This is a genomic window from Methanosphaerula palustris E1-9c (genome assembly GCF_000021965.1).
Classification (GTDB): domain Archaea; phylum Halobacteriota; class Methanomicrobia; order Methanomicrobiales; family Methanospirillaceae; genus Methanosphaerula; species Methanosphaerula palustris.
On the sequence record NC_011832.1, the window covers coordinates 2,370,671 to 2,394,085 of the forward strand.

Sequence of the window (23,415 nt, forward strand, 5' to 3'; positions counted from 1 at the left end):
CATTACATGAATAAATGCGTCCCCCGATTCCCTCTCCTCTCTAAACCCCGGAGAGATATCTTCACATGGAAGCGAGGCGATAGACTGCATTATACAGGATCCCCTCTGAAGAAGGATCCAACGATATGATCTGCCATGTACGCGATTGAAGCTCTCTCACTGTCGAAAAGGTTCGGCGACCTCCAGGCATTATCGGCGATAGATTTCACTGTCGGGGAGGGGGAGACCTTCGGATTTTTGGGCCCGAACGGTGCCGGCAAGACGACCACGATCCGTATCCTGACAGGGATCACGGTACCCACGGATGGGACGGCACGCATCTTCGGCAGCGATATCGTGCAGGATACAATTGCAGCACGCCGGCAGATGGGGATCGTCCACGAGACCTCCAACATCTATACCGATCTCTCTGCATGGCAGAACCTGATGTTCACAGCTGAGCTCTATCATGTCAGTCGGAAGGACCGCGAGAAGCGGGGGATCGATCTGCTCGAGCTCTTCGGCCTCTCCGGGCGGCGGGATGACAGGACAAGAGGGTTCTCCAAGGGCATGAAGCGACGGCTGACGCTCGCCATGGGGCTGATCAATCATCCCCGTCTCCTCTTCCTCGATGAACCGACCTCTGGCCTGGATGTGCAGAGCAACCTGATCATCAGAGACGTGATCCGCGAACTGAACGAACAGGGAGTGACGGTCTTTCTCACGACCCACAACATCGAGGAGGCCAACCTCACCTGCGACCGGGTGGCGATCATCAATCAGGGACGGATTGCTGCCGTCGACACCCCCGAGCGGCTCAAAAAAACGATTCAGAGCGTCCAGTCGATCGAGATCGCCTTCGACCCGACATCCCCGGTCAGATCCGGGAACCTCGAACAGATCGCCCTCGTGAGCGAAGTCAGAAAAGAAGGGGACAAATTCCGGCTGATCACTGAGAACCCCCCCGCTGTGCTGGACGAAGTCATGGAGTATGCACACGAGCATCATCTCCGGGTTATCAGCGTCAACACCCTCGGGCCCACCCTTGAGGATGTCTTCATCCGACTGACCGGACTGGACATCAGGACAAAAGGGGTGAAGACCATTGATTGACCTCCCGGAGCAGTGCGGACAGATCCGTATGGAACTGCACGCAGCCTGGGCAATCGCTAAAAAGGACATCCTCATCTACTATCTGAAGCCAAATATCATCGTCTCCGGTATGCTCTTCCCCCTCTTCATGTTCCTCGCATTCGCCGTCGGGAGAACCGCCGAGCCCACAGTGATGATCCCCGGACTGATCGCCATCACGATACTCTTCTCTGCTTCCTCGATCGAACCGGTCTCCATCCCCATCGAACGGAGAATGAAGACCTTCGACCGGCTCCTGTCAGCCCCGATCTCCCTACATACGGTCGTATTCGGCGAGAGCCTGAGTGGCTTCCTGTACAGCCTCGGCATCGCGTTTGTGCCCCTGATCGCAGGGCTCATCATCTTCCAGACCCCTATAGTCGAGATCGCCCCGCTCGTCGCCGGCCTCCTCCTCACCTCATTCTGTTTTGCAACGATGGGGACGCTCTTTGCTGCCTACCCGACAGAGAGCCCCGGCGATATCATGTCGATGCTGAATCTCGTGCGGTTGCCCCTCATCTTCATCTCGGGCGTCTTCATTCCCCTGGAACAGATCCCTTCTATCGGGAAGTTCATCACGTATCTCTCCCCCCTGACGTATGGGAACGACCTGATTCATGCCGCGTTCTCCAGCGAGACCCACTTTAATCCGATCATCGACATCGTGATGCTGTGCCTCTTCATCCTAATCTTTCAGGTTGTGGCCAACCATCTGTACAAACGATTTAATGAATAAGACGAATAGGGAATCGTCATCACAATAACAGATATATGAGATACATCAGGTACAATCGATCTCACTCTGACCAGGATCGATGAAGGAATCATGCCGTGCCCCTTTATTCAGCAGCCAGCGCCAGATTGGCCAAGGCGGGATCGGTCCATTCATCCCTTCAAAAGACCATATCCCTCTCTGGTGAGCTGTGCATCTCAGTGAACTCGCAGACCAGCTACCTCTCGTGCGGGGATCTGATCGGTCGCCGTGAAATTAATTGCAATGAGCAGGTAGTCCAGGAATGCACGACGACGAAGTCCACCTCACCACCCTGACGTCGCGGATCAAACAGGTGAAGACGATATTCCGCGGGACGATGAAATCTTAAGTTACGTAAAGAGAAATTTTGAACGGAGCGCGTGAACGAGGTGGGGCTCGTCACTCACTCCTCAAAGCAGTGGCGGGGGAGGGTGAACCGGATCGCCGCCCCCAGTTCTGGAGAGCCGGCGACACGGTCATCAGCCCAGATCTGCCCTCCATACCGGGCCACCAGCGAGGCCGCGATGAAGAGACCGAGACCAGACCCCGTTCCATGCCCCTCGCCGCGTGCAAATCTTCCAAAGACCTTGGGCTTGACCAAGTCGGAGATCCCGGGGCCGGAATCCTCAACCGAGATCGTCACATCCTCCTCGTCGACCTCGACAGCCACCCTGACCCTGACATCAGGTCCCCCGAACTTCAGGCTGTTACCAAGGAGGTTCACAAAGACCTCAGAGAGGAACTGGTCTGCGCAGACCTGCAGCGAAGTCTCGGCATATTCGATGGAAGCGTCAGGGTAGTGCCCTATCGCATCCAGAACCTCGTGATCGAGAGAGATCTCACCAAGCGGGATATCGGAATCGTGGACCCTGCTGATCATCGATACCCTGGCGATGATCCCGACCGATTTCTGAATAGCCGTCGTGATCCGGTTGACCTTGATCTTATGCTCGGTCGGATGGCCGGGGGGGAGTATATCGTTGAGCATCTCGGCAGAAGCAAGTGCTACGGTCAGCGTGTTGTTGATATCATGGGTCATGATGTCCAGGTACAGATGCACCTCCTCATTGCTCTGGACCAACTGCCGGGTTCTCATCTCGACCCTGGCCTCAAGCACCTCGTTCTGCTGCGTGATCTGGTTCACCTGTTCTTTGAGCCGGTCGACCATCAGGTGGATGCTCTGCCGGAGGGCATCGAACTCCACCATCCAGACCTTTCCTATCGGGTGGTTGAGGTTCCCGTTCGCGATCGCCTCGACATCTCCGATGATCTGGCGGATCGGGCGGACAACCAGCACCGATACACCGGACGCAAAGAGGGCCCCGAGAACCAGGGCGAGCAGACCGATCAACAGGTGCTCGAGGGTGAGCCGGAAGAGGGCTTCGTCGAGCGGGCGGGTGGTGTAAACGAACTCGATCACCAGACTCGGATCAGATGCATACACCGGGTTCTTCAGGTCCACAAACCGGAACCTGGTCAGGGTGGCATTGGTGGTATCCCTGACCTCAAGGGTCGACCGGTTCGCGATCACCTGGTTGAGCAGTTCATTCAACCCGGGATCTACCTTTGCAGTCCGATCCCCAATCTGCTCTCCATAGATGTTGAAGGTCCGCACCAACACCAGGGAAGGGTTATCTGCCTGAACCTGCTGCGCAGTCTTTACAAACGAGACGTTCCTGCGCGCCATGAACCCTGCGTCATTGAGGCCGAGTTCGAGCAGATAACGGTGATCAGGAGTTGGATAATAGGCGTACTTCCGAAATATACCGGTGTCCTGTTCACGGGTGACACGGTCTGCATAGTATCCGCTCCCGTTTCGCATCTTCGCCAGCGTCTCTGAAAAACCGGTAAACTCGGAGAGGTTCATTCCGAGGTCATGTGTGTAGGTGGTCGCAATCACCATGTCGTGATCATCGATCACATAGAGATCGATGTCCCCACCGAGCTGCTCTTTCAGTGCATTCAGATCGATATTCCGGGGATCCCCGCCAGAGCGGTTGTATGCATCGAGAAATGTAGGAAAACTGTTCTTCAGGCTGTCTGAGAAGAAGTCGTCGAAGAGGGTGAGATCCCGATCCATCAGCGTGTAGGATCCGATCAGACCAGCCTCTGCATAATTTCGGGTCTCCAGGTCATGCGTCACAAGCACGGACCTGGCCTCATTATAGGTAAAACCAGAGAGGATCCCGATCGATAAGACTACCCCGACCAGGATCAGCATGGAGATGATGATCGTGATTGGGGGAGATCGAGATGTCATTGAATAATGGTTCTATTTCAGTTCATATAATAAAAACACGTCGGATGATATTATTATTGCGTATACCAGACGAAAGAAACGTTTATTACTATTTTTAATGATAACCTGGATTTCAGGGACAGGGCAGAGAAGGTGCCTGGACATGCAGCCTTATTGCGATAAAGGGTGAGTACTGCTGGATGAGATTGATCATCTGGATCCTGATCCTTGCAGTCTGCATACTGGGCCTGGCAAGTACCGTGAGTGCTGAAGAGACGGACATCGACCAGATCAATGACACACTCCAGAACCTGACCGCCACCAGTTCACACCTCCAGGCGGGGATTCAGCAGATCTCCGGGGATGTCAACATCTCCAACGCCACAACAACCCTTGAGGATGCCCGAACTGCGGTGGATGAGTTTATCCAGGCGTTCAATGATCTGATCCTTGTCGTGAACAGGATCCTCGGACTGGTGAAAGAGATTCAGCCCGCACTCGGAAATCTATCAGGGCCCTGAGTGACTCCCGACCCCCAGGCCAGACCTTTTTTACCCATCAGGGGAAGTCAATAATCAGTGACACTAGAGTGGCAGATAGAGGAACTTGAGCGGCGGATCAAATACAGATTTATTGACCAGGCACACCCCCAGAGGGCGCTGACCCGGCTGGCATTCGCCGGGGAACAGCACTTCGAAGACGACAGGGATATGGATGCCCTGGCTACGCTCGGGGATGCGGTGATCGATCTCCTGGTGATCGACGACCTGCTGCGGACCGGGGTGACCAGAAAAGGAGAGATTACGGTCTTGAAGGTGCGAAGGGTAAACATGAGCGTCCTCCGTTCCATCGCCGAATCGCTCGATCTAGCCCCGCTGGTCTTCTGGGGAAAGGGAGAGGAGACCCAGCAGGTCTGGCTGTCGGGCAGAGTGCTCGCAGAGTGCTGCGAAGCGGTGATCGGGGCGGTCTTTCTCGACGGCGGGCTCAGGGCTGTTCGGCAGGTGCTGGTGACACTAGAACTTATCAGCGAGAGAGAGGTTGAGCGTCGATCTGGAATATAATCTTAAAAAAGGTCTATTTAAAAAAATTAAACCCTGCCGGCAGGGAAATTGGATGGATACCATCTGACAAACATCTGATTTGGCGGGGTCAAACTCGTTGAACTGGCAGTTCCTGTGAAGCCACTGGATACTGTACTGAATGAACCCCAACTGCTGCTGCTCCAACTGCTCCCTGAACTCTGAGTCACACCGGCCGGGGCAGCGAAACTTGTGTCACCGAGGACAAAGTTCTTACCGAGTCCAAAACTCGATCCAAACGCGGACGAGGCGATGACACTCTGGGTCGTGGCGGTGGCTGCAACCGTCTGCACAGCTGTCGGCTGTACAGTTACAGCGGTCTGAACTGCAGCAGTCTGTATTGCTACTGTCTGGACCGGCACGGCAGTCGTGACAGGAACCGTTGTCTGCACAGTAGTCGTTGTCGTGACCGCTGAACCACCGAGGACCTGTTTGAGAGCATTAAACCAGTTGGTTGCCAGTTTGATCTCCCCGCTCTTATCTGGGTGAACTCCGCTCGACGCCACGTTGTCATTGACCCCGTCGTAGCCTGTATACTGGTCGACGAAGTAGACCGGGGACTGGGCCGTGCTCTTCTGGGATGCAAGCGCAGGAATGCGTGCATTCAGGGCATTCAGGTTGTCCCTTGAGATTGAGGTCGGCGGGATGGAGGCGAGCAGGAACTTTGCATTCGGGTTCCGTGCCCGAACCGTGTCAATGATCGCACCGATGTTACTGACAGACGTGTCAGTCGGAACCTGGTGGAGGACATCGTTGGTCCCGATCATCAGCAGGACGACGTCGGCATGGTAACCAGTGAGCCACTGAGAGAGCTTACCCTGGGCAGGGTCATCAGAAGCACCGTTCAGGATCCCGTCGGTGGTATATCCCCCGTGTCCTTCGTTGTGCTGGTCGAAAGAGAAGGCAAAGTTCGGTTCCGTCCAGCTCCCAACAAAGTCAAAGTCATACCCGGCTGACTTCAGGTCATTATACAGCCAGTACCGGTACGATGGGAGGTTCGCATCCTCAGGGGTGTCTGTCATCCCTTTTGTCAACGAGTCCCCCAGCGGGAGGATGTGAACCGTCGCAGATACGGCGGTCGTCCCCACCCCGAGAAAGAGGAGAGACCCAAGAAGAATCATAATTCCAATAGATGTGCGTTTCATATGTTGCCTCGAACGATATCCTGTATCCTATAAAATTTAGCATTGTACTACATAGCGCTTGTGATGATCCTTTATACAAGGACGATGGAATCGGGCAGATCCACGACCAGGCGAAGAGTAGATGTACCTTGGGCGCCCTCATATTAAGGATCACGATGGCAAACCTGACAATTGCAGTGCTCGGTGAGAACGGGTATGCAAAGAACCTGGGCAAAGCTGGTACCGCCAGCGACATCACCTTCTATAATCTAAAAAAAGGGGAGACAACGGTCACGTTCATCGAACCGACCAGGTACCCCGAACGGATCGTCTCGCTCTTCTATGCAGTCTCAACAGCGGCCGGCGCCCTCGTGGTGGTGGACGCCATCACAGCGCAGTTCGGGGAGTGTGTACTGATGCTCGACTCAGCCGGGATCAAGCAGGGCTGGCTGGTACTGAAGAACTATCTGACCCGCGAGGAGTTGGCCCCGCTCATCAAGGGAACAGTCGTCGAGCACTACGCAGTTATCGAGGACGACCCCGTCGCTGAACGGGAGTTCTTCCTCTCCCATGCCCTAGGGCAACCTGCCCCGGAAACTGAAACAGGAACCGTTCCAGTGGACCATGCATTCCCGGTGAAGGGGATCGGGACTGTAGTCCTCGGGGATGTAGCCTTCGGGACCATCCACAAACACGACACCCTGACCGTCCTCCCTGGAGGAAAGAGCGTCCAGGTCCGTTCTATCCAGAAGCATGACGACGATGCCGATACGGCAGTGCAGGGGGACCGGGTCGGTGTCGCGCTTAAGAACATCGAAGCCGATGAGTTGACTCGCGGGGACGTGCTGACCGGCGATCCAAATCTGCTGGTCAGAGATGAGATCACCGGAGAGGCCAGGATCGTGAAGTACTGGCCTGCTGCCCTGAAGGAAGGAATGGTGCTGTACCTCGGTCACTGGATGCAGTTCATCCCCTGCCGGGTCACCGCTGTCACCGACCAGGGGGACTGGCACACCCCAACGATCACGCTGTCACTGGACAAACCGGTGATCGCCCGCTCAGGGGACCGTAGTGTGCTCTGCTACCTGGAAGGCGGAAAACTTCGGATCACCGGCACGATTCCACTCTGATCAGCGGCATTTTAAATTTTTAAAAAGAGTTCAGACGATCCCGAGCCCTGTAAGGAAGAGCCGGTGAAGCCTGAGATCCCCAGCGAGTTCCGGGTGGAATGAGAGGGCCATGTGCTTCCCCTGCAATACCGCAACGATTCCCTGATCGATCGTAGCAAGGACCGTAGCCTCCGCACCGACCGACCTGACCACAGGCGCTCGGATGAAGACAGCATGGAACGGGGCGTCCAGCCCCTGAACTGGGATATCAGCCTCGAAGGACTCACGCTGTCGCCCGAAGGCGTTCCGGTCCACCTCCATGTCGATCAGACCGAGCGGGCAGATCCTTGGATCCTCAACACTCTTCGCCATCAGCACCATCCCGGCGCAGGTCGCAAATATCCCGCCCTGAAATCCGGTCAACACCTCGTGCATCCGGTTTTTCTCGATCAGCCGCGAGATCGTCGTCGACTCCCCGCCAGGGATCGCAATCGCATCGAGGGACGGGATCTGTGCCGCCTCCCGCACCTCAACGACCGATCCCACGACCGAAGGGATTGTATCGAGGACCTGCTGGAAGGCCGTGATATGCTCGGCGACATCCCCCTGGAGTGCCAGTACCCCTATCTTAACGTCCACGGAACTGGAGCACCTCGTCGTCCTTGAGAGTATGAACATCGATCCCCTTCATCGCCTCGCCAAGCCCGCGGGAGACCTCAGCGATCACAGCCGGCTCCTGGTAGTGGTTGACCGCCTCGACGACAGCCTTGGCCGTTCGGGCCGGGTTGCTGGAGAGGAAAATTCCTGAACCGACAAATACACCGTCTGCACCGAGGTGCATCATCAGGGCCGCATCCGAGGGGGTCGCTATCCCACCAGCCGAGAAGTTCACGACCGGAAGTCTTCCCCGCTCAGCACACTCGATGACGAGGGCTGTCGGCGCCTCGATCGACCGGGCCCGGTCGATCAGCTCCTGTCGGTCGAGCCCTTTGAGCTGCCGGATCTCGCCCATGATCGCATGCATGTGCCTGACGGCCTCGACGACGTTGCCGGTGCCAGCCTCGCCCTTGGTCCGGATCATGGCTGCGCCTTCATCGATCCGACGGAGAGCCTCGCCGAGATTCCGCGCACCGCAGACGAATGGAACATCAAATTCAGTCTTCCGAATATGATATTCTTCATCAGCAGGTGTCAGTACCTCGCTCTCATCAATCATATCGACCCCAAGCGATTCGAGCACCCGGGCCTCGATAAAGTGACCGATCCTGACCTTACCCATCACCGGGATGCTGACCGCATCGATGATTCCGGTCACACGATCTGGGTCCGCCATCCTGGCCACCCCACCGGCTTTTCTGATCTCTGCCGGTACCCGCTCAAGGGCCATCACAGCGACAGCCCCCGCTTCCTCAGCGATCCGCGCCTGATCTGCGTTGACCACATCCATGATCACACCACCCTTCTGCATGGACGCGAATCCGCGCTTCAGCAGCTCGGTGCCGAACCTCAGTTCCTCGAGCTTCATGTTCCTATCTATAGGAGAGACCACGCAATAAAAAGAGTGTGCACCCGGCAAGGATTACCAGCAGGAGCGTAGCCTCCCTGACCGTCAAGATGACCAGTACTCCCCGTTTTGAGAGCGATCCTTCGGCCTCCCCGATCCGGTAAACCCCGGGTTTCTCAAAAAGCACCCCCGTTCCGCCGGCGATCAGGGACATCGGGATCCCCCCGTTGAACCCGGGCCGCTTCTTCCGATCCCGAATAAACACCTGCCAGGCCGCCCATCCCCGCCCCTGGAGAGTAAAGATCAAGAGCAGGAGCAGACCGGTGACTCTGGCCGGGATATAACTGAGCAGGTCGTCGAGCCTGGCCGGCGCCCAGCCGAGCCGTTCGCGTTCGTCTCGGTACCCGAGCATCGCATCCATCGTATTGACCGCCCGGTAGACCGCCGCACCGGTCAGTCCAAAGACCAGAAAGAAGAGAAGGGGGGCAATGATGCTGTCAACCAGATTCTCAGCCACCGATTCGTAGGCCGCCGAGAGAATATGCTCCCCGTCCAATGCTGCTGTGTTCCGGGAGACCAGCCGTTGCACCTCGTGCCGACCTGAACCAAGGTCAGACTCCACGGCCGTCACCACCGCGGCCGCATGCTCCTCCAGCGAGCGCCAGGCAAAACAGGACTTGAGCAGAAACGGACCCGCCACCAGGTAGAGCACAAGCGGAGCATAGTTCGAGAAGAGCCAGAACGGCAGGGCGAAGAGCGTGGCCGTCAACAGGGTGAGGAGGAGCCCGATACTTCGCTGTGCACGAACTGGCCAGCGTTCAGGCCGACTCCAGAGCCCGATGAACATGCCGAGGAGGGCGACAGGATGAAATCGGGAATGGGGATCCCCGATGACCCGGTCCACCAGCAGGGACCCTACCAGCACCAGAAGGGTTACCCCTGCCGGTGAGAGTACCATTGGACCAAAATCCCGGCAAAGATGAGGGCAAAAGCCGTGAAATTCAGCAGGTCTACCCGCACGTACCACCAGAACAGGTACATAAAGAGCCCGAGAATCGCAAAGATCTGCACCACGGGAGGGGTCGAGGTCTCAGGCGCCACGTAGACCGGATACTGGGTCCGCTGCCGCTCCGCCACCTCCTTCACCACCTTCGGCCGGATCACCTGCACCTCGATCGTGTCCCTAACCGTGCCATACCCGGTGACCACGTTGATCGAGAAGGTACCCGGATAGGCGTCCTCACGGATCGGGAGATCGAAGATCATCTCGTCGCGGACGAAGATGTTCTGGTGCGTGAACTCGGTGAACTGCCCGGCGTCCATGGCAGAAAACGAGAGATGAACCGGGGCGCCGTAGTTGATCAACCGGAAGGTGAGCGGTCGGCCCACTCCGATCTGGAGCGGATCGCGAGGGACCTCTAGCGAGTTGATCCTCTTCCGATTCAAGTAGATCTCATTGGCCTCCATCAAACTCACCCCTTATTCGGTCTTCTGCGGGAGCAGGTCCGGGATTCCGTCATGGATCGGATATCCAGCCCTGCAGGCTGCACAGAAGAGCGTACCCTCCCGAACCTCAGATTCATCCTCTTCGACCGCCTGCAGGGTAAGGTCACCCTTACAGATAGGGCAACAGAGGATCTCCATCATACTTCTTCTCATCTCGATCACTAGTCCTCTCTACCTTGTTCAACACCACCTTCAGAACTCATCGCGCAGATCGATGATCTGTGAGAGCTCGGGACCTGTCGAGATCAGCGTGATCGGCCGGTTGATATCATCTTCAGCCGCACGGAGAAAATCCAGGGCCTTAGGAGTCAGTTTCTCATAATCGGTCACACCGAAGCAAGCCTTGTCCACCTTGTCAATCCCTGTTATCGCGACCTGCGTACACCCATTGATCATCGCCGAGTACCGGGCCATCTTCCCATCCCAGCACCCAATCCGCCGTTCGCGGTGAGTGACCGTTCCAAACTCCTGGATCCCGAGTTCTCCTGATTGTTCGTGGGACATCTCGGTGGAGAAGGGTCCTTCTCCGACTCTGGTCGGGTATGCCTTGAAGACCACGACCACATCATCGATCCCAGTCGGCCCGACCCCGATATCTGCCGCGATCTGCGAGGCCGAAGTATCCTTGCTGGTCACATAGGGATAACTCCCATAATAGAGGGAGATCCCAAATCCCTGCGTTCCTTCGAGGAGAACAACCTCATCATTATCGATCGCCGTGTTTACCTCGACCGGAACATCGATCAGGTACTCCTTCAGTTCGGGCAGATCCTGTGCCAGCCTACCGACCCTCATCACTCGGTCAGCATTGGCCGGGCCGCAGCCTGTACCGGTGGACCCGATCTTCTGGGAGAGGTGGACGCTGGCCTTATCTGCTGCGATATGCTTCTCTTCGATGATTCCGCATCGCCGGTCGACGAAGATCCTTCCTTTCACACCCAGAACATCGACCTCCCGCGCCAGCACACGCGGGTCGACGAGCACCCCTGCGCCGATACAGAGGCGGGCATCGGGATAGACGAACCCTGAAGGGACCATCCGGACGCCGTACTCCTTCTCACCCACCTGAACAGTGTGGCCTGCATTTGGACCTACACCGCCCCGTGCGATGATTGTGGGCTCATCTGCATGGGCGATATGTGCGACAATCTTCCCCTTTCCTTCGTCTCCAAAGAATCCACCAACTATTACGGTACAGGTCATTATTCTATCATATACTGTGGGGTGATTCACCCTGATAAACATTTATTCTGATAAAACCTGGATCTAGCTCGAACCGAGGGGGAGCATTGATGGAAAAAAGGGGTGTGATCCATATCGGACCTGCTGGTGTGTTACTGTCAACAGCAGATCTGCAGGAGCAGATCTGCTGGTTCTGAATAAATGTTGAGCGGTTACTCTTCAGATGAAGCGGACTCAGCCTCTGCGGCCGCCCTCCTCTTTGCCTTCTTCTGTTCGCGCATTGCCTGCAATCGTGCCGTTCTGATCGCATCGTCATCGGCAGCCGCGGACTTCTTCACATAGAGAGTGCCATAGACGACTTGCCCCTTCTTCGTCCGGTGCCGCTCGCCGAGATCGCCCTGATAGAGCGAGAAGATCGCCTTCTGACCGTCGACCTCCCGCTCCACGTCCTCGACGTATTTAAAACCGGGCATCATCACATCGACGGTGCCGAAGACCGTGATCTCGCCTTCGACCATCTGGCCGCCGAGCCTGCTCTTCGCATTGCCCTTGACGATGATCGTGCCGCCCTCTGCATGGGTACCGACATGGATGTCCACATCGCCGCCGATGATGATCGTACCGCCATTCATGAATGTCCCGATATCGCTGCCTGCGTTGCCGCCTACGCGGATCAGACCGCCCTGCATCCCGCGCCAGTCGCCCCGGTATGCTGACCCGAGGTAATTGCCTGCGTTCCCTTCGATCAGCAGCTCGCCACCCTTCATTCCGGTGGCTGCGAAGGCGTCAACATTGCCCTTGACGGTCAATTTTCCACCCGCCATCCAGGCGCCGACATACATATCGGCATTCCCTTCAATCACCATCTCACCGGCTGACATCTTCATCCCCAGGTACTTGACCCTGGAGAAGTCACCCTTCAGCACGACCTTTGTCTCAGCCGCGGTGGGGCCGGCGTTGCCGGTGATCTCGAAGTACTTGCCGATGGTGAACTGCTCGGTCCCTTCATAGACATGAAGGGCTGCGATCTCAGCGGCACTCTTGCCTGCGAAACCGTCGGGAGTGATATGTTCAGCCTCGACGAAGAGTTTCGGCTGATCCTTGATTGTGACTGTAACTGTCTCCATACCACTCACCTCACTCTGTCGCATCGACCTCGAGCACATACGGGTTCGGGAGATAGTGGTGCCCGCTGACTTCGTAGTTGTTCTGGTTGACACTGTAGTATTTCAGGAATTTCTCCTCAACATCATGCATGACCTGCGGGTTGTCCCTGACTTTGGCGTTGACCCAGAGAGTCCGTTTGTTGCCATTAGAGATGACCTCGCCATTCTTGACCACATGGACACCGCACTTGAAGACATCATCCGCACAGGTGAACGCGGTCTCGATCTGGTCCGGCGTGAAGGGTGCTTCAGGGTTGAAGTTGTAGACGACAACGTCCGCGTCCATCCCTGGCTTTAACCCGCCGCACATCTCGGTCAGACCGAGTGCTTTCGCCGGCCCTGCCCGGGTCATCTGCGACAGTTCATAGAGCGTGATCTCACGGTCGATCTCTGCGAGGTTTGTGGCGTCGATTACCTTCTGGCTCCACTTGAACGTATCAAGCCGCTCCTGCCGGGCTTCCTGGCTCATCAACCACTTAAATATGCGGGGATACCGGGTGAACGGCCCTGCATTCGGGTGGTCAGTGGTGATAAAGGTCCGCATCGGGTCCTTGGCGAAGAGTGCCAGTTCAAGTCCGATGGCCCACTGGATACCGCAGACCTTGACATTCGGACTGTAAATGTACGGTACAATCCCTGCTGCAGTTTCAAGTTCGACGTCGACGTTCGCCCACTTCAGATGGTTCAATTCGGTCAGGTGGTGCTCGAACGGTCCGTCGGCGGTCATCGTCGTTGTCTCATCGAGGGTCACACACCCGAGGTCGATCGTCAGGTTCTTCTGAGCGTTCACGTAGTCCATCATCTCTTTGGCCTTGGACTCGAAATTCAGCCAGCTATCGCCACCATACGAGTGGAACTGGAGATGCGTGTGGTGCATCACCTGTTCACGGCCGAACTTGTTGTGGGTCTTATACCCCTCAGCGATCTTCAACGTGTCGAGCGTGGTCGTATAGTTTCCGGGGTTCCCGAGGTTGTTGGAGTGGACATGGATCGAGTGCGGGAGACCGAGGTACTCGTTCGCTTCGAGCAGCCCCTTCACGATCTGCGCTGGGGTAATGTCAAAGTATGGAACCGGATCATTGACAGAGAGACAGTTCAGTCCCCATGCCCATGCTTCAGTGCCACCCGGGTTCACAACCTTGACCGCGTACCCCTTGGCTGCACGGAGCAGCCAGGCAATGTACGCAGCCGCATTCTCGATCTCATTGTTCTTGAGGTACTCGAGCATGAACCAGTTGTTTCCAAAGACCGGAAAGGCACCCTGGTCAATGATCGGCGTGTCGCATATCTCCTCGTGCACATGACGTGCGTACAACGGGGGCATCGCAGCCTCCATCACCGTCGTATAGCCCATCTTTGCATAGGTATAGCCAGTCTTAAACGTGGTTGGAATCGAGAAACCACCACCCATCCGAGAGGTCGCAGTCTTGGGAGTACAGCCAAAGAGTTTATCTTCTGGACGGTAGTTTCTTCCTTCGTTCACCTTTGGTCCAGCCACGTGGGCATGAATCTCAACCGCACCGGCCATGACCGTCTTGCCGTTTGCGTCGATCTGCTCCGCCTTCGATGAGAGCTCGGACGTCTCGACGATCCTGCCGTCCTTTATTGCGATGTCAGCCTTGTCTCCTTTGACACCGCTCACTGCGTCAAAGACAAAGCCGTTCTTGATCAGGTATTCTGTCATGTATTTACGCACCCTTGATCTGGTTTACTCGGTCACGAACCCTTGTCAGAAATTCTGTGTCGGTCAACATCCCCTCCGGGGGCTCGACAACCTTGCGGGACTCGATCGGAACATTATCCATACGATAGCAGCACCCGCCAACCTCGACCCCAACAAAGGCCACCGGGACATGCAGTTTGCAGACATCAGTGGTCGGTGTGATGTGGGGATCGACCGCCACTGAGGGGAGTCTTGAAATCTTCTTCACCGAACTGATCGGGAAGTGTGCCCCGGGATCGCTGCCGATCACAAAGACCGCATCGACCTCATCCCTGCGGAGCAAGTCATTGGAGGTGGTCTCGCCGGGGTTGTACCGGGCGAATCCTCGTGAGAGGTCGGTGGCGAATGGAAATCCAAACTGCCAACCCATCACAGCGCCTGAACCGGTCACATTGTAGTGGCCACGCATGGCGATGATGCTGAACTTGGTGTACTCGTTCATGTCCTTGGTCAGCATGATAGCCATGTCGATGTTGTGGTTCTTGCCAATGGACTGAGTGACACCCATCCCGAAGAAGATGATCCCGAACCGGGCATCCTTCATCATGTTGGCTGCTTCAAGGATCTTCTCCCTGGAGATCCCTGCAACGACATCTGGAAGAGATTCTCCTCGGATGGCAACACGGAGTGCTGAGAGGAGTTCATAGTCTCTCCCCTGCTCGAGCTGGAGATGAACATCAGCCATCTTGGCGGTGTCGGTGTTCCTCGGGTCGACGACGATCATCTTTCTGGACTTCTGCCCCTTGCCCATGAACATCCCGCGCGGGAAGATCGAGTACCGCGACATGTGCCGTGGATGGGCGTGCGAGGGGTTGCATCCCCAGAAGATAACCGTATCGGCACGGTTCTTCACCTCACCAAGCGTGCAGCTCGGGATGCCGACATCCTGAATAGCCATCAGAGACGAGCCATGGCAGACGGTAGCCGTGTTGTCGAGGATGGCACCAACATTCTCGGCGACCTCATATCCCATCGACTGCGCCTCGCAACTTGTCGAAGACCAACCATACATCAGCGGCTTCTTAGCGCCGGCCAGCATCTGGGCCGTATACTCAACGGCTTCATCATAGGAGACCTCCTTATAGGTCCCATCCGCCTGCTGCATTCGCGGCCTGGTCACCCGGTCCTTGGACTGGGAGTGGAGGAACTTCTCTGCTCCGATGGCACAGGCATTGTAGACATCGATAATCTGCTTGCCGTCATCAGAGACTGATACCTCCAAGTCATCACAGAGTGTCCCACAGAACGGGCATATGACATCAGTTACTACTTTTGTCATACACATTCACCTCTACAAAGCCTCTGTACCAGTTCAATCGAGCCAAAAACCTGATCGTTCATCGCCACCTCGACGGTGACCGGGACACCCTTGAAGGTCGGCATGCCTGTCGAGTAGGTGTTGGGATCGATGATGGCGTTGGCCCATGGCCCCATCGGAATCCAGCCGAGCCCGGGGTGGGGACCCTGGGTGGCTTCGATCGCCTTCACCACAACAGTACCATAGGGGCTGGTCACACGTACGTTCGTGTTCCGCCATGCCCCAAGTTTCTTAAAATCTGATGGATCCATCTCGATGATACCGCAGGCGTCCCGGTAGGCTGACTTCTCCTTGCCGGCCTCCATTGAGACACCCTGCTGGATCGTTCGTCCGGATATCAGGTTTAGGTTGATCTTTGTCACTGAATCATCCCTCCTAGAATTATATTTTTTTGCTTGCTTTACTTCCGTGGTCTGCGGTCCGTGTTCAGCAAACCAGAGTTCGTGTTCATGAGTGGTATTGCCCTGAACCCATCAGGCATCTTCTGATGCAGAGGTACCCGTCACTCAGACCGATATCTACTTCAACCGACTCTTGACCATGAACATCCGTTTTACGATGATATATATCCACAGATTGGACATATGAATTCAGTAACCACTTCAGTCATACATCCTCACCTCTGCAGAGTTTCTGCACCAGTTCAATCGAGCCGAGAACCGGTTCTTTCATGGCGACTTCAACGGTGATGGGGACACCCTTGAAGGTCGGCATGCCTGTCGAGTAGGTGTTGGGATCGATGATGGCGTTGGCCCATGGCCCCATCGGGATCCAGCCGAGCCCAGGGTGGGGGCCCTGGGTAGCTTCGACCGCTTTCACTACAACGCTACCATACGGACTGGTTACACGTACATTCGTGTTTCGCCATGCTCCCAGTCTCTTAAAATCAGAAGGATCCATCTCAATGATACCACACGCGTCCCGGTAGGCCGGCTTATCCTTGCCGGCCTCCATTGAGACACCCTGCTGGATCGTTCGTCCAGTTATCAGGTTAAGGGTGATCTTTGTCATTGAGTCCTCCCTTCTCTATTTATGCTCAAGTTATGCTTGCTTTACGTCCGGGTTCAGCGGACTTGGTCCGAGCTCGTGGGTGGTGTTGACCACATCGGTGATGACCTGCGCCCACTTGGCACCTTCAGATGCTGATACAAACGTCATCCGGAGACGCCTGTCATCCAGACCGATGTTCTTGAGTAGGCTCTTGACCATGAACATCCGCTTTGCTGCCTTGTAGTTTCCTTCGAGGTAATGGCAGTCACCGAAGTGGCAGCCGGATACCAGAACACTATCTGCTCCGTCGCTGAACGCCTTCAGGATGAAGAGCATATCGACACGGCCGGTGCACATGATACGGATCGTCCTGACATCAGGCGGGTACTGAATACGAGCACCGCCGGCCAGGTCTGCTCCTGCATATGAACACCAGTTGCAGATAATACCAAGGATCTTCGGTTTCCATTCTTCAGCCATTTATTGCTCACCTCCAACAAGGAACGAATCGATCTGCGAAAGGATCTGCGGAGAGGTGAAATGGTTCATCCAGATTGCTCCACCAGGGCAGAATCCACCACAGGTCCCGCATCCCTTGCACTTGGCTTCTGTGACCTGCATGACAGTCCGACCGTCCTTCTCGACGAGCGCGAGGGCCGAGTAGGGGCAGAGGTTCACACACATACCGCAACCTGCGCACTTCTCTTCGATGCACATGGCGAAGTAGGGCTCGAGCTCGACCTGCCCCATGTGGATCGGAATCGATGCCGCAGAGGCAGCGCCTTCTGCAGATGCTACAGTGTCAGGAATATCCTTCGGTCCCTGGCAGACCCCTGCAAGGAAGACCCCTGCCGTGGTGGTCCCGCACGGGTTCAATTTCGGATGTGCTTCAAGGAGCCATCCGTCCTGCGAACAGGAGACCCCAAAGAGTCTCCTGGTCTTTTCGGTCATATCGGTCGGCTGAACAGCCGAGGCGAGCACGACCAGGTCGACCTCCATATCCATCGGTTCACCGAGGAGAGTATCCTCAGCAAAGACATGCAGGTTCTTGGTCAGTGGATCCTCCTGGATGTTGGCGACACGCCCTCTGATGAACTTGGCACCCTCGTTCTGGATACGGTAGTAGAACTCCTCATACATCTTCCCAAAGGATCGAATATCCATGTAGAATATGTAAGGAATTGCACCCGGGATCTTCTCGGTAATCTGGTGGGCATGCTTGAGCGAATACATGCAGCAGAATCTGGAGCAGTATGGCTTGCCGACGCCGGTGTTGTCTCGTGACCCCGCACAGAGAACGAATCCAACCTTCATCGGAGTCTTGCCGTCGCTCGGACGGATCAGATGACCGCCAGTCGGACCTGAGGCACAGATCAGCCGCTCGAACTCAAGACCGGTGATGACGTTGTCGTAACGCCTGTATCCCCACTCTTCCTTCTTCTCGATCGGGAAGAGTTCATACCCGAGTGCGAGAATGACGGTTCCGACCTTCACCTTGACCAGTTCGTCCTGCATCTCAAGGTCGACGGCCTGCTTGGTGCCACATGCCTCTACGCAGAGGCCGCACTTCACACACGAATCGAAGTCGATCTTATAGATCAGTGGAACCACCTGGGGGTGGTTGATATAGATCGCTTTCCGTGGAGCCATCCCCATCTCAAAGACGTTCGGCTTCACGACTGGGCAAACCGAGGTGCAGTCACCGCAACCGGTGCAGCCACCGCCGACGATCCCCTTTGCCTCTGCCTCCTTGGGTGTGAGCACACCACGGGCCTTCCGGCGGATCGTCACGTCGAAGTTACCTATGTAACCTTCGACTTCCTCGATCTCTGCACAGGTATACAGATCGATGTTCTCGGCTCTCCCAACATCCACCATCTTTGGGGAGAGGATACACTGCGAGCAGTCCAGGGTTGGGAAGGTCTTGTCGAGCTGGGACATACGTCCACCAATCGACGGTTCCTTCTCGACCAGGTAGGTCTTGATCCCTGCTGCGGCGAGGTCGAGTGCGGCCTGCATTCCTGCAACCCCTCCACCAACGACCATCGCAGCCTTCTCCACCGGTACCGACTTTGGATAGAGATCCTCAAGGAGCGCTGCCTTGGCGACCGCGATCCGGACCTGGTCCTTGGCCTTCTCGGTGGCTCCCTCATGGTCGTGCATGTGCACCCATGAGTTCTGATCCCGAATGTTCGCCATCTCGAATCTAAACGGGTTCAGTCCACCCTCCTTAGTGGCAATCCGGAACGTCGGCTCATGGAGACGTGGTGTACAGGCTGCGACCACAATTCCGGTCAGATTGTATTCCTTGATCGCATCTTTGATCTTGGACTGCCCCGGGGTCGAGCACATATACTGATAGTTATCTACGTGGGCTACGTGGGGGAGGGTCTGTGCATATGCCTGCACATCATCAATAGAGAGCGAACCTGCAATATTTGTACCACAGTGACACAGGAACACCCCAATTCTGGGTTCTTGATTTTTCTTGTCTTCTACCATGTTTCGCATCTCCATTAGAGGACCTTTTTCAAGTACGGTTCACAGCTGATCGCATGCAGGTCGAGCGCCAGTTCCTGGGGGCTCATTCCCTGGGCAAGCCCGAGCAGTTCTGAGTAGTGGAAGACCGGAATATTATAAGACTTCCCGAACTTCTCCTGGATCTCGATCTGTCCACGGTCGAACTGGAGCTGGCAGAATGGACAGAGATCGGTGACAGCGTCGGCACCCACTTCCGCCATGTTTGTCAATTTCTCGTTGGTGATATCAAGCGCATGAACAAGGTCGTACCCACGGACACCGCCGCCGGCACCACAGCACTGCATCTTATTTCTGTACTGGACCCCTTCGGCACCGAGTGCTTCGATCAGTTCCTCGACCCACATGGGGTTCTCAGTTGACCCGAGATGACGTTCCTTCTTCGGCTTGATCAGGTGGCATCCGTAGTGAGCAGCGACCTTTGTACCGGTCAGCGGAATCTTGACCGAGTCGCGGATCTTATCGACACCGCAGATCTTTGGATCATAGAGCAGTTCGCCAAGGTGATAGACATCAATCGTCCCCTTGAACTCCATATCCACCTCTGCGAGCACTTCGTTGACCGCATCACGCATCACTGTGTCGTGCTTCAGCTTCTCGTTCACCTCATAGATGGACTTGTAGCAGCCATTGCAGATCAGGGCAATGTCCATCTTCATCTGCTCGGCGAGCACGATGTTCCGTGCTGCCATGGCGTACCATACATTGATATCGATAGATCCAAATGCACCCGGTGCTGGGCAACAGCTCGCACCCTTGAGCGGAACAAGGTCGATACCAAGATTCTTGCTCGTACGAATTGCAGCCGCTTCACTACCGGGGTACCTGTTCGGCGCGATACATCCGAGATAAAAAGCATATGTATGCATCTTGTATCATCCCTCGTTTTCTGCGATAATCCTGTCAGCATTCTCTTTAAGTTCGTAGTGATCCAGTATCTTCTGGATACCCTTGATATATTCAGGGTACATGTGCGTGGTCGGCGGATCCCTAGTTAGACCGAGTTTTTCGCGGGCAGCCCTGTTCACATCGTTGTTGGGAACGCCATGACCGGTCTTGTAGATAGCCAGAACGGTCTTCAAGAAGTTGATTGGAATGATATCCCGCTTGAATGCGAGGTTCCTCATCGCCATGATCACATCGGTCGGGGCAATATCTCGCGGGCATCGGTCTGTGCAGGAGTAACAGGTTGTGCAGAGCCAGAGATCCGGATCGGTCAGCGCTTCATCGTCGAGACCGAGCACTCCCTTCCGCATAAATTCACGGATCCGGTAGGTGCTCCGTGGCGCAGACGGGCAGCTGCCGGTGCAGGTTCCACACTGGAAGCACATGTGTGCCGTGGTCTTAGAAATATCCCTGATATCCTGGGTAAACTGAGGGTTTGTGTCAGATCCACGCATATAGCGGTCTCTCAGTTTCTCGTTTAATTTTGCGTCCGGGTAACCTTTTGATTGTGCCATTCTGACTACCTCATGCATTCCCGAGCATCTTCAGCCCAACTTCGCCCGGCTTCTCCTCTTTCACTACGGACGTCCGCCTGGTGAAGAGTTTGTCACGGACACGCTTGAAGAGGTCGGTCTCCTTGCCCTTCATCTTCAGTCCAGTCCTCTGCAGCACGATGATGTCCTCACCAGGGCACGCGTTCACACAGGCCCCACACTTGATGCAGAGGTCCTTGTTGACTGCAATCGTCCCCTCGACGGCTCCGACCATCTCACTTGCAGGCTTGGCCTCAGGCAGATAGATCGCATTTGCCGGACAGGTCTCGATACAGGTCGAACAGCCGCCAGGGCACTTTTCAGAGTGGAACTCGATCTCACCCTCGATCAGTTTCTCGATGGTGATCGCTTCGGTCGGGCAGTTGGTCGAGCACCAAGTGCAGGTGCAACAGTCTTCGTTAACGATCTGAACTTCTCCCTTCATCTTGTTCGAAGAGACCGTCCGCTCAACAGTGATCGCTTCGGCCGGGCACATGTCCGCACAGACCTTGCATCCGTCGCACTTGGTCTCGTCCCAGAGGACTTCACCTTCGACCTTGCCGGATCCAGCAGAGAATGCCTTGTGCTTGACCTCGATGGCCGTACAGAGTTCGCCACAGATACCACAGAGCGTGCACTTCTCATCGTCGACCTTGAAGGTGGTCGTGGATGCAAGGGCGCTCTGTCTCTTCGCTCCGTCCTCTTCTGTCCCTTCATATGCCGGGACATTCCGATCGATTGCATCCCGTGGGCAGACATCGTCACAGATCGTGCATCGGACACACTTCTCTGGATCGATCTTCATGGTCCGGTCATACTGCGGGAACCCTTCCTTCTCAACGATCGGGAGCCGTTCCTCACCGTCAACCTTCAGGGTCAGGGCATTGAACGGGCACATGCAGACGCAGACACCACAATACGAGCACTTGACCTCGTCGACATCGATCGGCGCTGCGTAGTCGATGGCGCCTCTCCGTGCTGCACCGACGAGTCCTAGGACGATCGCTTCCTCCGGGCACGCTTCGACACAGATACCACACCCAGTACAGGTCTCTGCATTGAGGATCAGGTTGTTAACGCTCTGAAGGAGTTTCTGCTCCATCACAACGTTATCCCCTTCCCTCTTTTTGGAGAATTTTGGAAACATTGTTGTCATACGATAAACCTCATTTCATCTCTTACTGTACCTTCGCCGCAGACCGGGGCCCCCAGGGGCCTACCAGTCTGATCACGTCGTGCGGGCATGCTTCAACGCAGACCCCACATCCGGCACAGAGCTCACTCTTGATGTCAATCACGATCGATTTACCGTTCTTGACCAGGTAGATCTTCTCATTGGTGACAGGATCGACCGTATGAAGCTCTAGTGCACCGACAGGGCACGCAACCACACAATTGTTGCAGCCGGTACAATGCTCTAAATTTATGTGCACTGCAAATGCCATTTTTTTCACACACCAGCTAATTATCGATGTCTAATCGATTATGACAAGATTGGGAAAATAATCTAGATAAACCTTCTGCGTTCATTCCAGCAATTCCTGCCTGTTTCTTGGACAAAATCAAATGTATTTTATTGATATTTATAATAATTAAATACATCCAATGTTGAAAAACAAAAATCGTTATGCGCCATAAATCAAAATTAGAAACATTATTCTGCCACCATTGTGAAATTCCCTACAGAGGAATTTGTAATGGAATTTAATGGAGTACCAATCGATGACACCTATGCCGAGGCTTTCCCAATCTGGATCTCGCGGGTGCTCATCACTGCTGCGACGATGGACCTCGCCTACACCGCTGCTGTTGAGGCAAGCGGGTTCGCAACATCATGTATAGGATGTACTGCTGAGTGCGGTGTCGACACCTTCGTCCCCGCCGAGGAGACACCTGATGGAAGACCTGGTTACTCGATGCTGATCTGCAACCCATCCAAGAAGAAACTGAAAGAACAGTTGATCGAGCGAATCGGCGAGTGCATCCTGACCGCTCCGACCACAGCAGCCTTTAACGGTCTGCCGGGCGCTGAGGAGAAGATCCCAGTGAAGCTCCACTTCTTCGGAGATGGCTATGAATACCAGCAGAAGGTCGGAGACCGGGACTGCTGGGCCATCCCGCTGATGGGTGGCGAGTTCATCATCGAGGAGGAGTACGGTGCAGTCAAGGGAGTCGCAGGCGGTAACTTCTTTGTGATGGGCGAGAACCAGATGGCTGCACTGGTCGGGGCCCAGGCCGCCAGCGATGCGATCAGCGGCGTCGAGGGTGCCATCACGTCATTCCCAGGTGGTATCGTTGCGAGTGGCTCGAAGGTCGGCTCGAAGAAGTACAAGTTCATGAATGCCTCGACCAACGAGGCCTACTGCCCGTCCCTGAAGGGAAAGGTCGAGGACTCTAAGATCCCTGACGGCGTGAACTCGGTCTTTGAGATCGTCATAGATGGTGTCGACGCCGAGACCGTCGCCGATGCAATGGGGGCGGGGATCAGAGCGGCATGCATGATCCCTGGCGTGAAGTTCATCAGCGCAGGGAACTACGGCGGCAGCCTCGGCCCGCACCAGTTCCAGTTAAAGGACCTCTTCTGAGTCCTATCGA

General features: G+C 55.6%; 25 protein-coding genes. 6 read left to right on the forward strand and 19 right to left on the reverse strand.

Annotated features, from left to right (window positions below; genetic code table 11):
- Nucleotides 1–135 precede the first annotated feature (135 nt).
- Both MPAL_RS11100 and MPAL_RS11105 read left to right on the forward strand, forming a co-directional pair.
- Complete coding sequence (locus MPAL_RS11100) at nucleotides 136–1,092, forward strand: daunorubicin resistance protein DrrA family ABC transporter ATP-binding protein (RefSeq protein WP_012618832.1); 957 nt, start codon at nucleotides 136–138, stop codon at nucleotides 1,090–1,092.
- Complete coding sequence (locus MPAL_RS11105) at nucleotides 1,085–1,846, forward strand: ABC transporter permease (RefSeq protein WP_236610379.1); 762 nt, start codon at nucleotides 1,085–1,087, stop codon at nucleotides 1,844–1,846. The genes MPAL_RS11100 and MPAL_RS11105 overlap by 8 nt, the downstream gene beginning before the upstream one ends.
- 421 nt (nucleotides 1,847–2,267) lie before the next feature.
- Here MPAL_RS11105 and MPAL_RS14720 read toward each other — a convergent pair whose 3' ends face one another.
- Nucleotides 2,268–4,124 carry a sensor histidine kinase gene (locus MPAL_RS14720; RefSeq protein WP_052292264.1) on the reverse strand — a complete coding sequence of 619 codons (1,857 nt, stop codon included), beginning with the start codon at nucleotides 4,122–4,124 and terminating at the stop codon, nucleotides 2,268–2,270.
- A 179-nt stretch (nucleotides 4,125–4,303) separates the two neighbouring features.
- Between MPAL_RS14720 and MPAL_RS11115 the strand changes: the two genes are divergently transcribed.
- Nucleotides 4,304–4,624 (forward strand): hypothetical protein, encoded by a 321-nt coding sequence (locus tag MPAL_RS11115; RefSeq protein ID WP_012618835.1) that lies wholly within the window; start codon nucleotides 4,304–4,306, stop codon nucleotides 4,622–4,624.
- A gap of 57 nt (nucleotides 4,625–4,681) precedes the next feature.
- Nucleotides 4,682–5,164, forward strand: coding sequence for a ribonuclease III domain-containing protein (locus MPAL_RS11120; RefSeq protein WP_012618836.1), 483 nt, complete (start codon nucleotides 4,682–4,684; stop codon nucleotides 5,162–5,164).
- A gap of 26 nt (nucleotides 5,165–5,190) precedes the next feature.
- Here MPAL_RS11120 and MPAL_RS14725 read toward each other — a convergent pair whose 3' ends face one another.
- Nucleotides 5,191–6,327, reverse strand: coding sequence for an SGNH/GDSL hydrolase family protein (locus tag MPAL_RS14725; protein WP_012618837.1), 1,137 nt, complete (start codon nucleotides 6,325–6,327; stop codon nucleotides 5,191–5,193).
- A gap of 155 nt (nucleotides 6,328–6,482) precedes the next feature.
- Here MPAL_RS14725 and MPAL_RS11130 point away from each other — a divergent pair, with 155 nt between their 5' ends.
- On the forward strand, nucleotides 6,483–7,436 hold the full coding sequence (locus MPAL_RS11130) for an EF-Tu/IF-2/RF-3 family GTPase (RefSeq protein WP_012618838.1): 954 nt from the start codon (nucleotides 6,483–6,485) through the stop codon (nucleotides 7,434–7,436).
- Between the two features lie 30 nt (nucleotides 7,437–7,466).
- Here MPAL_RS11130 and pdxT read toward each other — a convergent pair whose 3' ends face one another.
- From pdxT to MPAL_RS11215, 17 genes are all read right to left on the reverse strand, one after another.
- The gene (pdxT, locus tag MPAL_RS11135; RefSeq protein WP_012618839.1) at nucleotides 7,467–8,054 is read right to left on the reverse strand and encodes a pyridoxal 5'-phosphate synthase glutaminase subunit PdxT; all 588 of its coding nucleotides are present in this window, start codon (nucleotides 8,052–8,054) and stop codon (nucleotides 7,467–7,469) included.
- Nucleotides 8,044–8,940: a pyridoxal 5'-phosphate synthase lyase subunit PdxS gene (pdxS, locus tag MPAL_RS11140; protein ID WP_012618840.1), complete on the reverse strand. Its 897-nt coding sequence runs from the start codon at nucleotides 8,938–8,940 to the stop codon at nucleotides 8,044–8,046. Before pdxS ends, pdxT begins: the two co-directional genes overlap by 11 nt.
- 4 nt (nucleotides 8,941–8,944) lie before the next feature.
- A complete protein-coding gene (gene cbiB, locus MPAL_RS11145) occupies nucleotides 8,945–9,877 on the reverse strand; it encodes an adenosylcobinamide-phosphate synthase CbiB (protein WP_012618841.1) in 933 nt (310 codons plus the stop codon).
- A complete protein-coding gene (locus tag MPAL_RS14730) occupies nucleotides 9,853–10,386 on the reverse strand; it encodes a DUF7524 family protein (RefSeq protein WP_012618842.1) in 534 nt (177 codons plus the stop codon). Before MPAL_RS14730 ends, cbiB begins: the two co-directional genes overlap by 25 nt.
- 12 nt (nucleotides 10,387–10,398) lie before the next feature.
- On the reverse strand, nucleotides 10,399–10,578 hold the full coding sequence (locus MPAL_RS11155; RefSeq protein WP_048146020.1) for a methytransferase partner Trm112: 180 nt from the start codon (nucleotides 10,576–10,578) through the stop codon (nucleotides 10,399–10,401).
- 39 nt (nucleotides 10,579–10,617) lie between these two features.
- Nucleotides 10,618–11,628 carry an adenylosuccinate synthetase gene (locus MPAL_RS11160; protein WP_095206375.1) on the reverse strand — a complete coding sequence of 337 codons (1,011 nt, stop codon included), beginning with the start codon at nucleotides 11,626–11,628 and terminating at the stop codon, nucleotides 10,618–10,620.
- 191 nt (nucleotides 11,629–11,819) lie between these two features.
- Nucleotides 11,820–12,734: a formylmethanofuran dehydrogenase subunit C gene (locus tag MPAL_RS11165; protein WP_012618845.1), complete on the reverse strand. Its 915-nt coding sequence runs from the start codon at nucleotides 12,732–12,734 to the stop codon at nucleotides 11,820–11,822.
- A 10-nt stretch (nucleotides 12,735–12,744) separates the two neighbouring features.
- Nucleotides 12,745–14,457, reverse strand: coding sequence for a formylmethanofuran dehydrogenase subunit A (locus MPAL_RS11170; protein ID WP_012618846.1), 1,713 nt, complete (start codon nucleotides 14,455–14,457; stop codon nucleotides 12,745–12,747).
- A gap of 4 nt (nucleotides 14,458–14,461) precedes the next feature.
- Entirely contained in the window at nucleotides 14,462–15,775 is a 1,314-nt protein-coding gene (locus MPAL_RS11175; RefSeq protein ID WP_012618847.1) for a formylmethanofuran dehydrogenase subunit B, read from the reverse strand.
- Nucleotides 15,772–16,176: a molybdopterin dinucleotide binding domain-containing protein gene (locus MPAL_RS11180; RefSeq protein ID WP_012618848.1), complete on the reverse strand. Its 405-nt coding sequence runs from the start codon at nucleotides 16,174–16,176 to the stop codon at nucleotides 15,772–15,774. The genes MPAL_RS11175 and MPAL_RS11180 overlap by 4 nt, the downstream gene beginning before the upstream one ends.
- Nucleotides 16,177–16,420: 244 nt before the next feature.
- Nucleotides 16,421–16,825: a molybdopterin dinucleotide binding domain-containing protein gene (locus MPAL_RS11185; RefSeq protein WP_012618849.1), complete on the reverse strand. Its 405-nt coding sequence runs from the start codon at nucleotides 16,823–16,825 to the stop codon at nucleotides 16,421–16,423.
- 30 nt (nucleotides 16,826–16,855) lie between these two features.
- A complete protein-coding gene (locus MPAL_RS11190) occupies nucleotides 16,856–17,284 on the reverse strand; it encodes a hydrogenase iron-sulfur subunit (RefSeq protein WP_012618850.1) in 429 nt (142 codons plus the stop codon).
- Entirely contained in the window at nucleotides 17,285–19,306 is a 2,022-nt protein-coding gene (locus MPAL_RS11195; protein ID WP_012618851.1) for a CoB--CoM heterodisulfide reductase iron-sulfur subunit A family protein, read from the reverse strand.
- Nucleotides 19,307–19,320: 14 nt separating this feature from the next.
- Nucleotides 19,321–20,211, reverse strand: coding sequence for a CoB--CoM heterodisulfide reductase subunit B (gene hdrB / locus MPAL_RS11200; RefSeq protein ID WP_012618852.1), 891 nt, complete (start codon nucleotides 20,209–20,211; stop codon nucleotides 19,321–19,323).
- Nucleotides 20,212–20,217: 6 nt separating this feature from the next.
- Entirely contained in the window at nucleotides 20,218–20,802 is a 585-nt protein-coding gene (hdrC, locus tag MPAL_RS11205; RefSeq protein ID WP_012618853.1) for a CoB--CoM heterodisulfide reductase subunit C, read from the reverse strand.
- Between the two features lie 10 nt (nucleotides 20,803–20,812).
- Nucleotides 20,813–21,976, reverse strand: coding sequence for a 4Fe-4S binding protein (locus tag MPAL_RS11210; protein ID WP_012618854.1), 1,164 nt, complete (start codon nucleotides 21,974–21,976; stop codon nucleotides 20,813–20,815).
- A 22-nt stretch (nucleotides 21,977–21,998) separates the two neighbouring features.
- The gene (locus MPAL_RS11215) at nucleotides 21,999–22,265 is read right to left on the reverse strand and encodes a 4Fe-4S binding protein (protein ID WP_012618855.1); all 267 of its coding nucleotides are present in this window, start codon (nucleotides 22,263–22,265) and stop codon (nucleotides 21,999–22,001) included.
- A gap of 252 nt (nucleotides 22,266–22,517) precedes the next feature.
- Between MPAL_RS11215 and fhcD the strand changes: the two genes are divergently transcribed.
- A complete protein-coding gene (fhcD, locus tag MPAL_RS11220) occupies nucleotides 22,518–23,405 on the forward strand; it encodes a formylmethanofuran--tetrahydromethanopterin N-formyltransferase (RefSeq protein WP_012618856.1) in 888 nt (295 codons plus the stop codon).
- The last annotated feature ends 10 nt before the right edge of the window (nucleotides 23,406–23,415 follow it).

Coding starts and splice junctions, on each gene's coding strand:
- MPAL_RS11100 (WP_012618832.1), top strand. CDS start 136: ATGTACGCGATTGAAGCTCTCTCACTGTCGAAAAGGTTCGGCGACCTC.
- MPAL_RS14720 (WP_052292264.1), bottom strand. CDS start 4,124: ATGACATCTCGATCTCCCCCAATCACGATCATCATCTCCATGCTGATC.
- MPAL_RS11115 (WP_012618835.1), top strand. CDS start 4,304: ATGAGATTGATCATCTGGATCCTGATCCTTGCAGTCTGCATACTGGGC.
- MPAL_RS14725 (WP_012618837.1), bottom strand. CDS start 6,327: ATGAAACGCACATCTATTGGAATTATGATTCTTCTTGGGTCTCTCCTC.
- MPAL_RS11130 (WP_012618838.1), top strand. CDS start 6,483: ATGGCAAACCTGACAATTGCAGTGCTCGGTGAGAACGGGTATGCAAAG.
- pdxS (WP_012618840.1), bottom strand. CDS start 8,940: ATGAAGCTCGAGGAACTGAGGTTCGGCACCGAGCTGCTGAAGCGCGGA.
- cbiB (WP_012618841.1), bottom strand. CDS start 9,877: ATGGTACTCTCACCGGCAGGGGTAACCCTTCTGGTGCTGGTAGGGTCC.
- MPAL_RS14730 (WP_012618842.1), bottom strand. CDS start 10,386: ATGGAGGCCAATGAGATCTACTTGAATCGGAAGAGGATCAACTCGCTA.
- MPAL_RS11155 (WP_048146020.1), bottom strand. CDS start 10,578: ATGAGAAGAAGTATGATGGAGATCCTCTGTTGCCCTATCTGTAAGGGT.
- MPAL_RS11160 (WP_095206375.1), bottom strand. CDS start 11,628: ATGACCTGTACCGTAATAGTTGGTGGATTCTTTGGAGACGAAGGAAAG.
- MPAL_RS11165 (WP_012618845.1), bottom strand. CDS start 12,734: ATGGAGACAGTTACAGTCACAATCAAGGATCAGCCGAAACTCTTCGTC.
- MPAL_RS11170 (WP_012618846.1), bottom strand. CDS start 14,457: ATGACAGAATACCTGATCAAGAACGGCTTTGTCTTTGACGCAGTGAGC.
- MPAL_RS11175 (WP_012618847.1), bottom strand. CDS start 15,775: ATGACAAAAGTAGTAACTGATGTCATATGCCCGTTCTGTGGGACACTC.
- MPAL_RS11185 (WP_012618849.1), bottom strand. CDS start 16,825: ATGACAAAGATCACCCTTAACCTGATAACTGGACGAACGATCCAGCAG.
- MPAL_RS11190 (WP_012618850.1), bottom strand. CDS start 17,284: ATGGCTGAAGAATGGAAACCGAAGATCCTTGGTATTATCTGCAACTGG.
- MPAL_RS11195 (WP_012618851.1), bottom strand. CDS start 19,306: ATGGTAGAAGACAAGAAAAATCAAGAACCCAGAATTGGGGTGTTCCTG.
- hdrB (WP_012618852.1), bottom strand. CDS start 20,211: ATGCATACATATGCTTTTTATCTCGGATGTATCGCGCCGAACAGGTAC.
- hdrC (WP_012618853.1), bottom strand. CDS start 20,802: ATGGCACAATCAAAAGGTTACCCGGACGCAAAATTAAACGAGAAACTG.
- MPAL_RS11210 (WP_012618854.1), bottom strand. CDS start 21,976: ATGACAACAATGTTTCCAAAATTCTCCAAAAAGAGGGAAGGGGATAAC.
- MPAL_RS11215 (WP_012618855.1), bottom strand. CDS start 22,265: ATGGCATTTGCAGTGCACATAAATTTAGAGCATTGTACCGGCTGCAAC.
- fhcD (WP_012618856.1), top strand. CDS start 22,518: ATGGAATTTAATGGAGTACCAATCGATGACACCTATGCCGAGGCTTTC.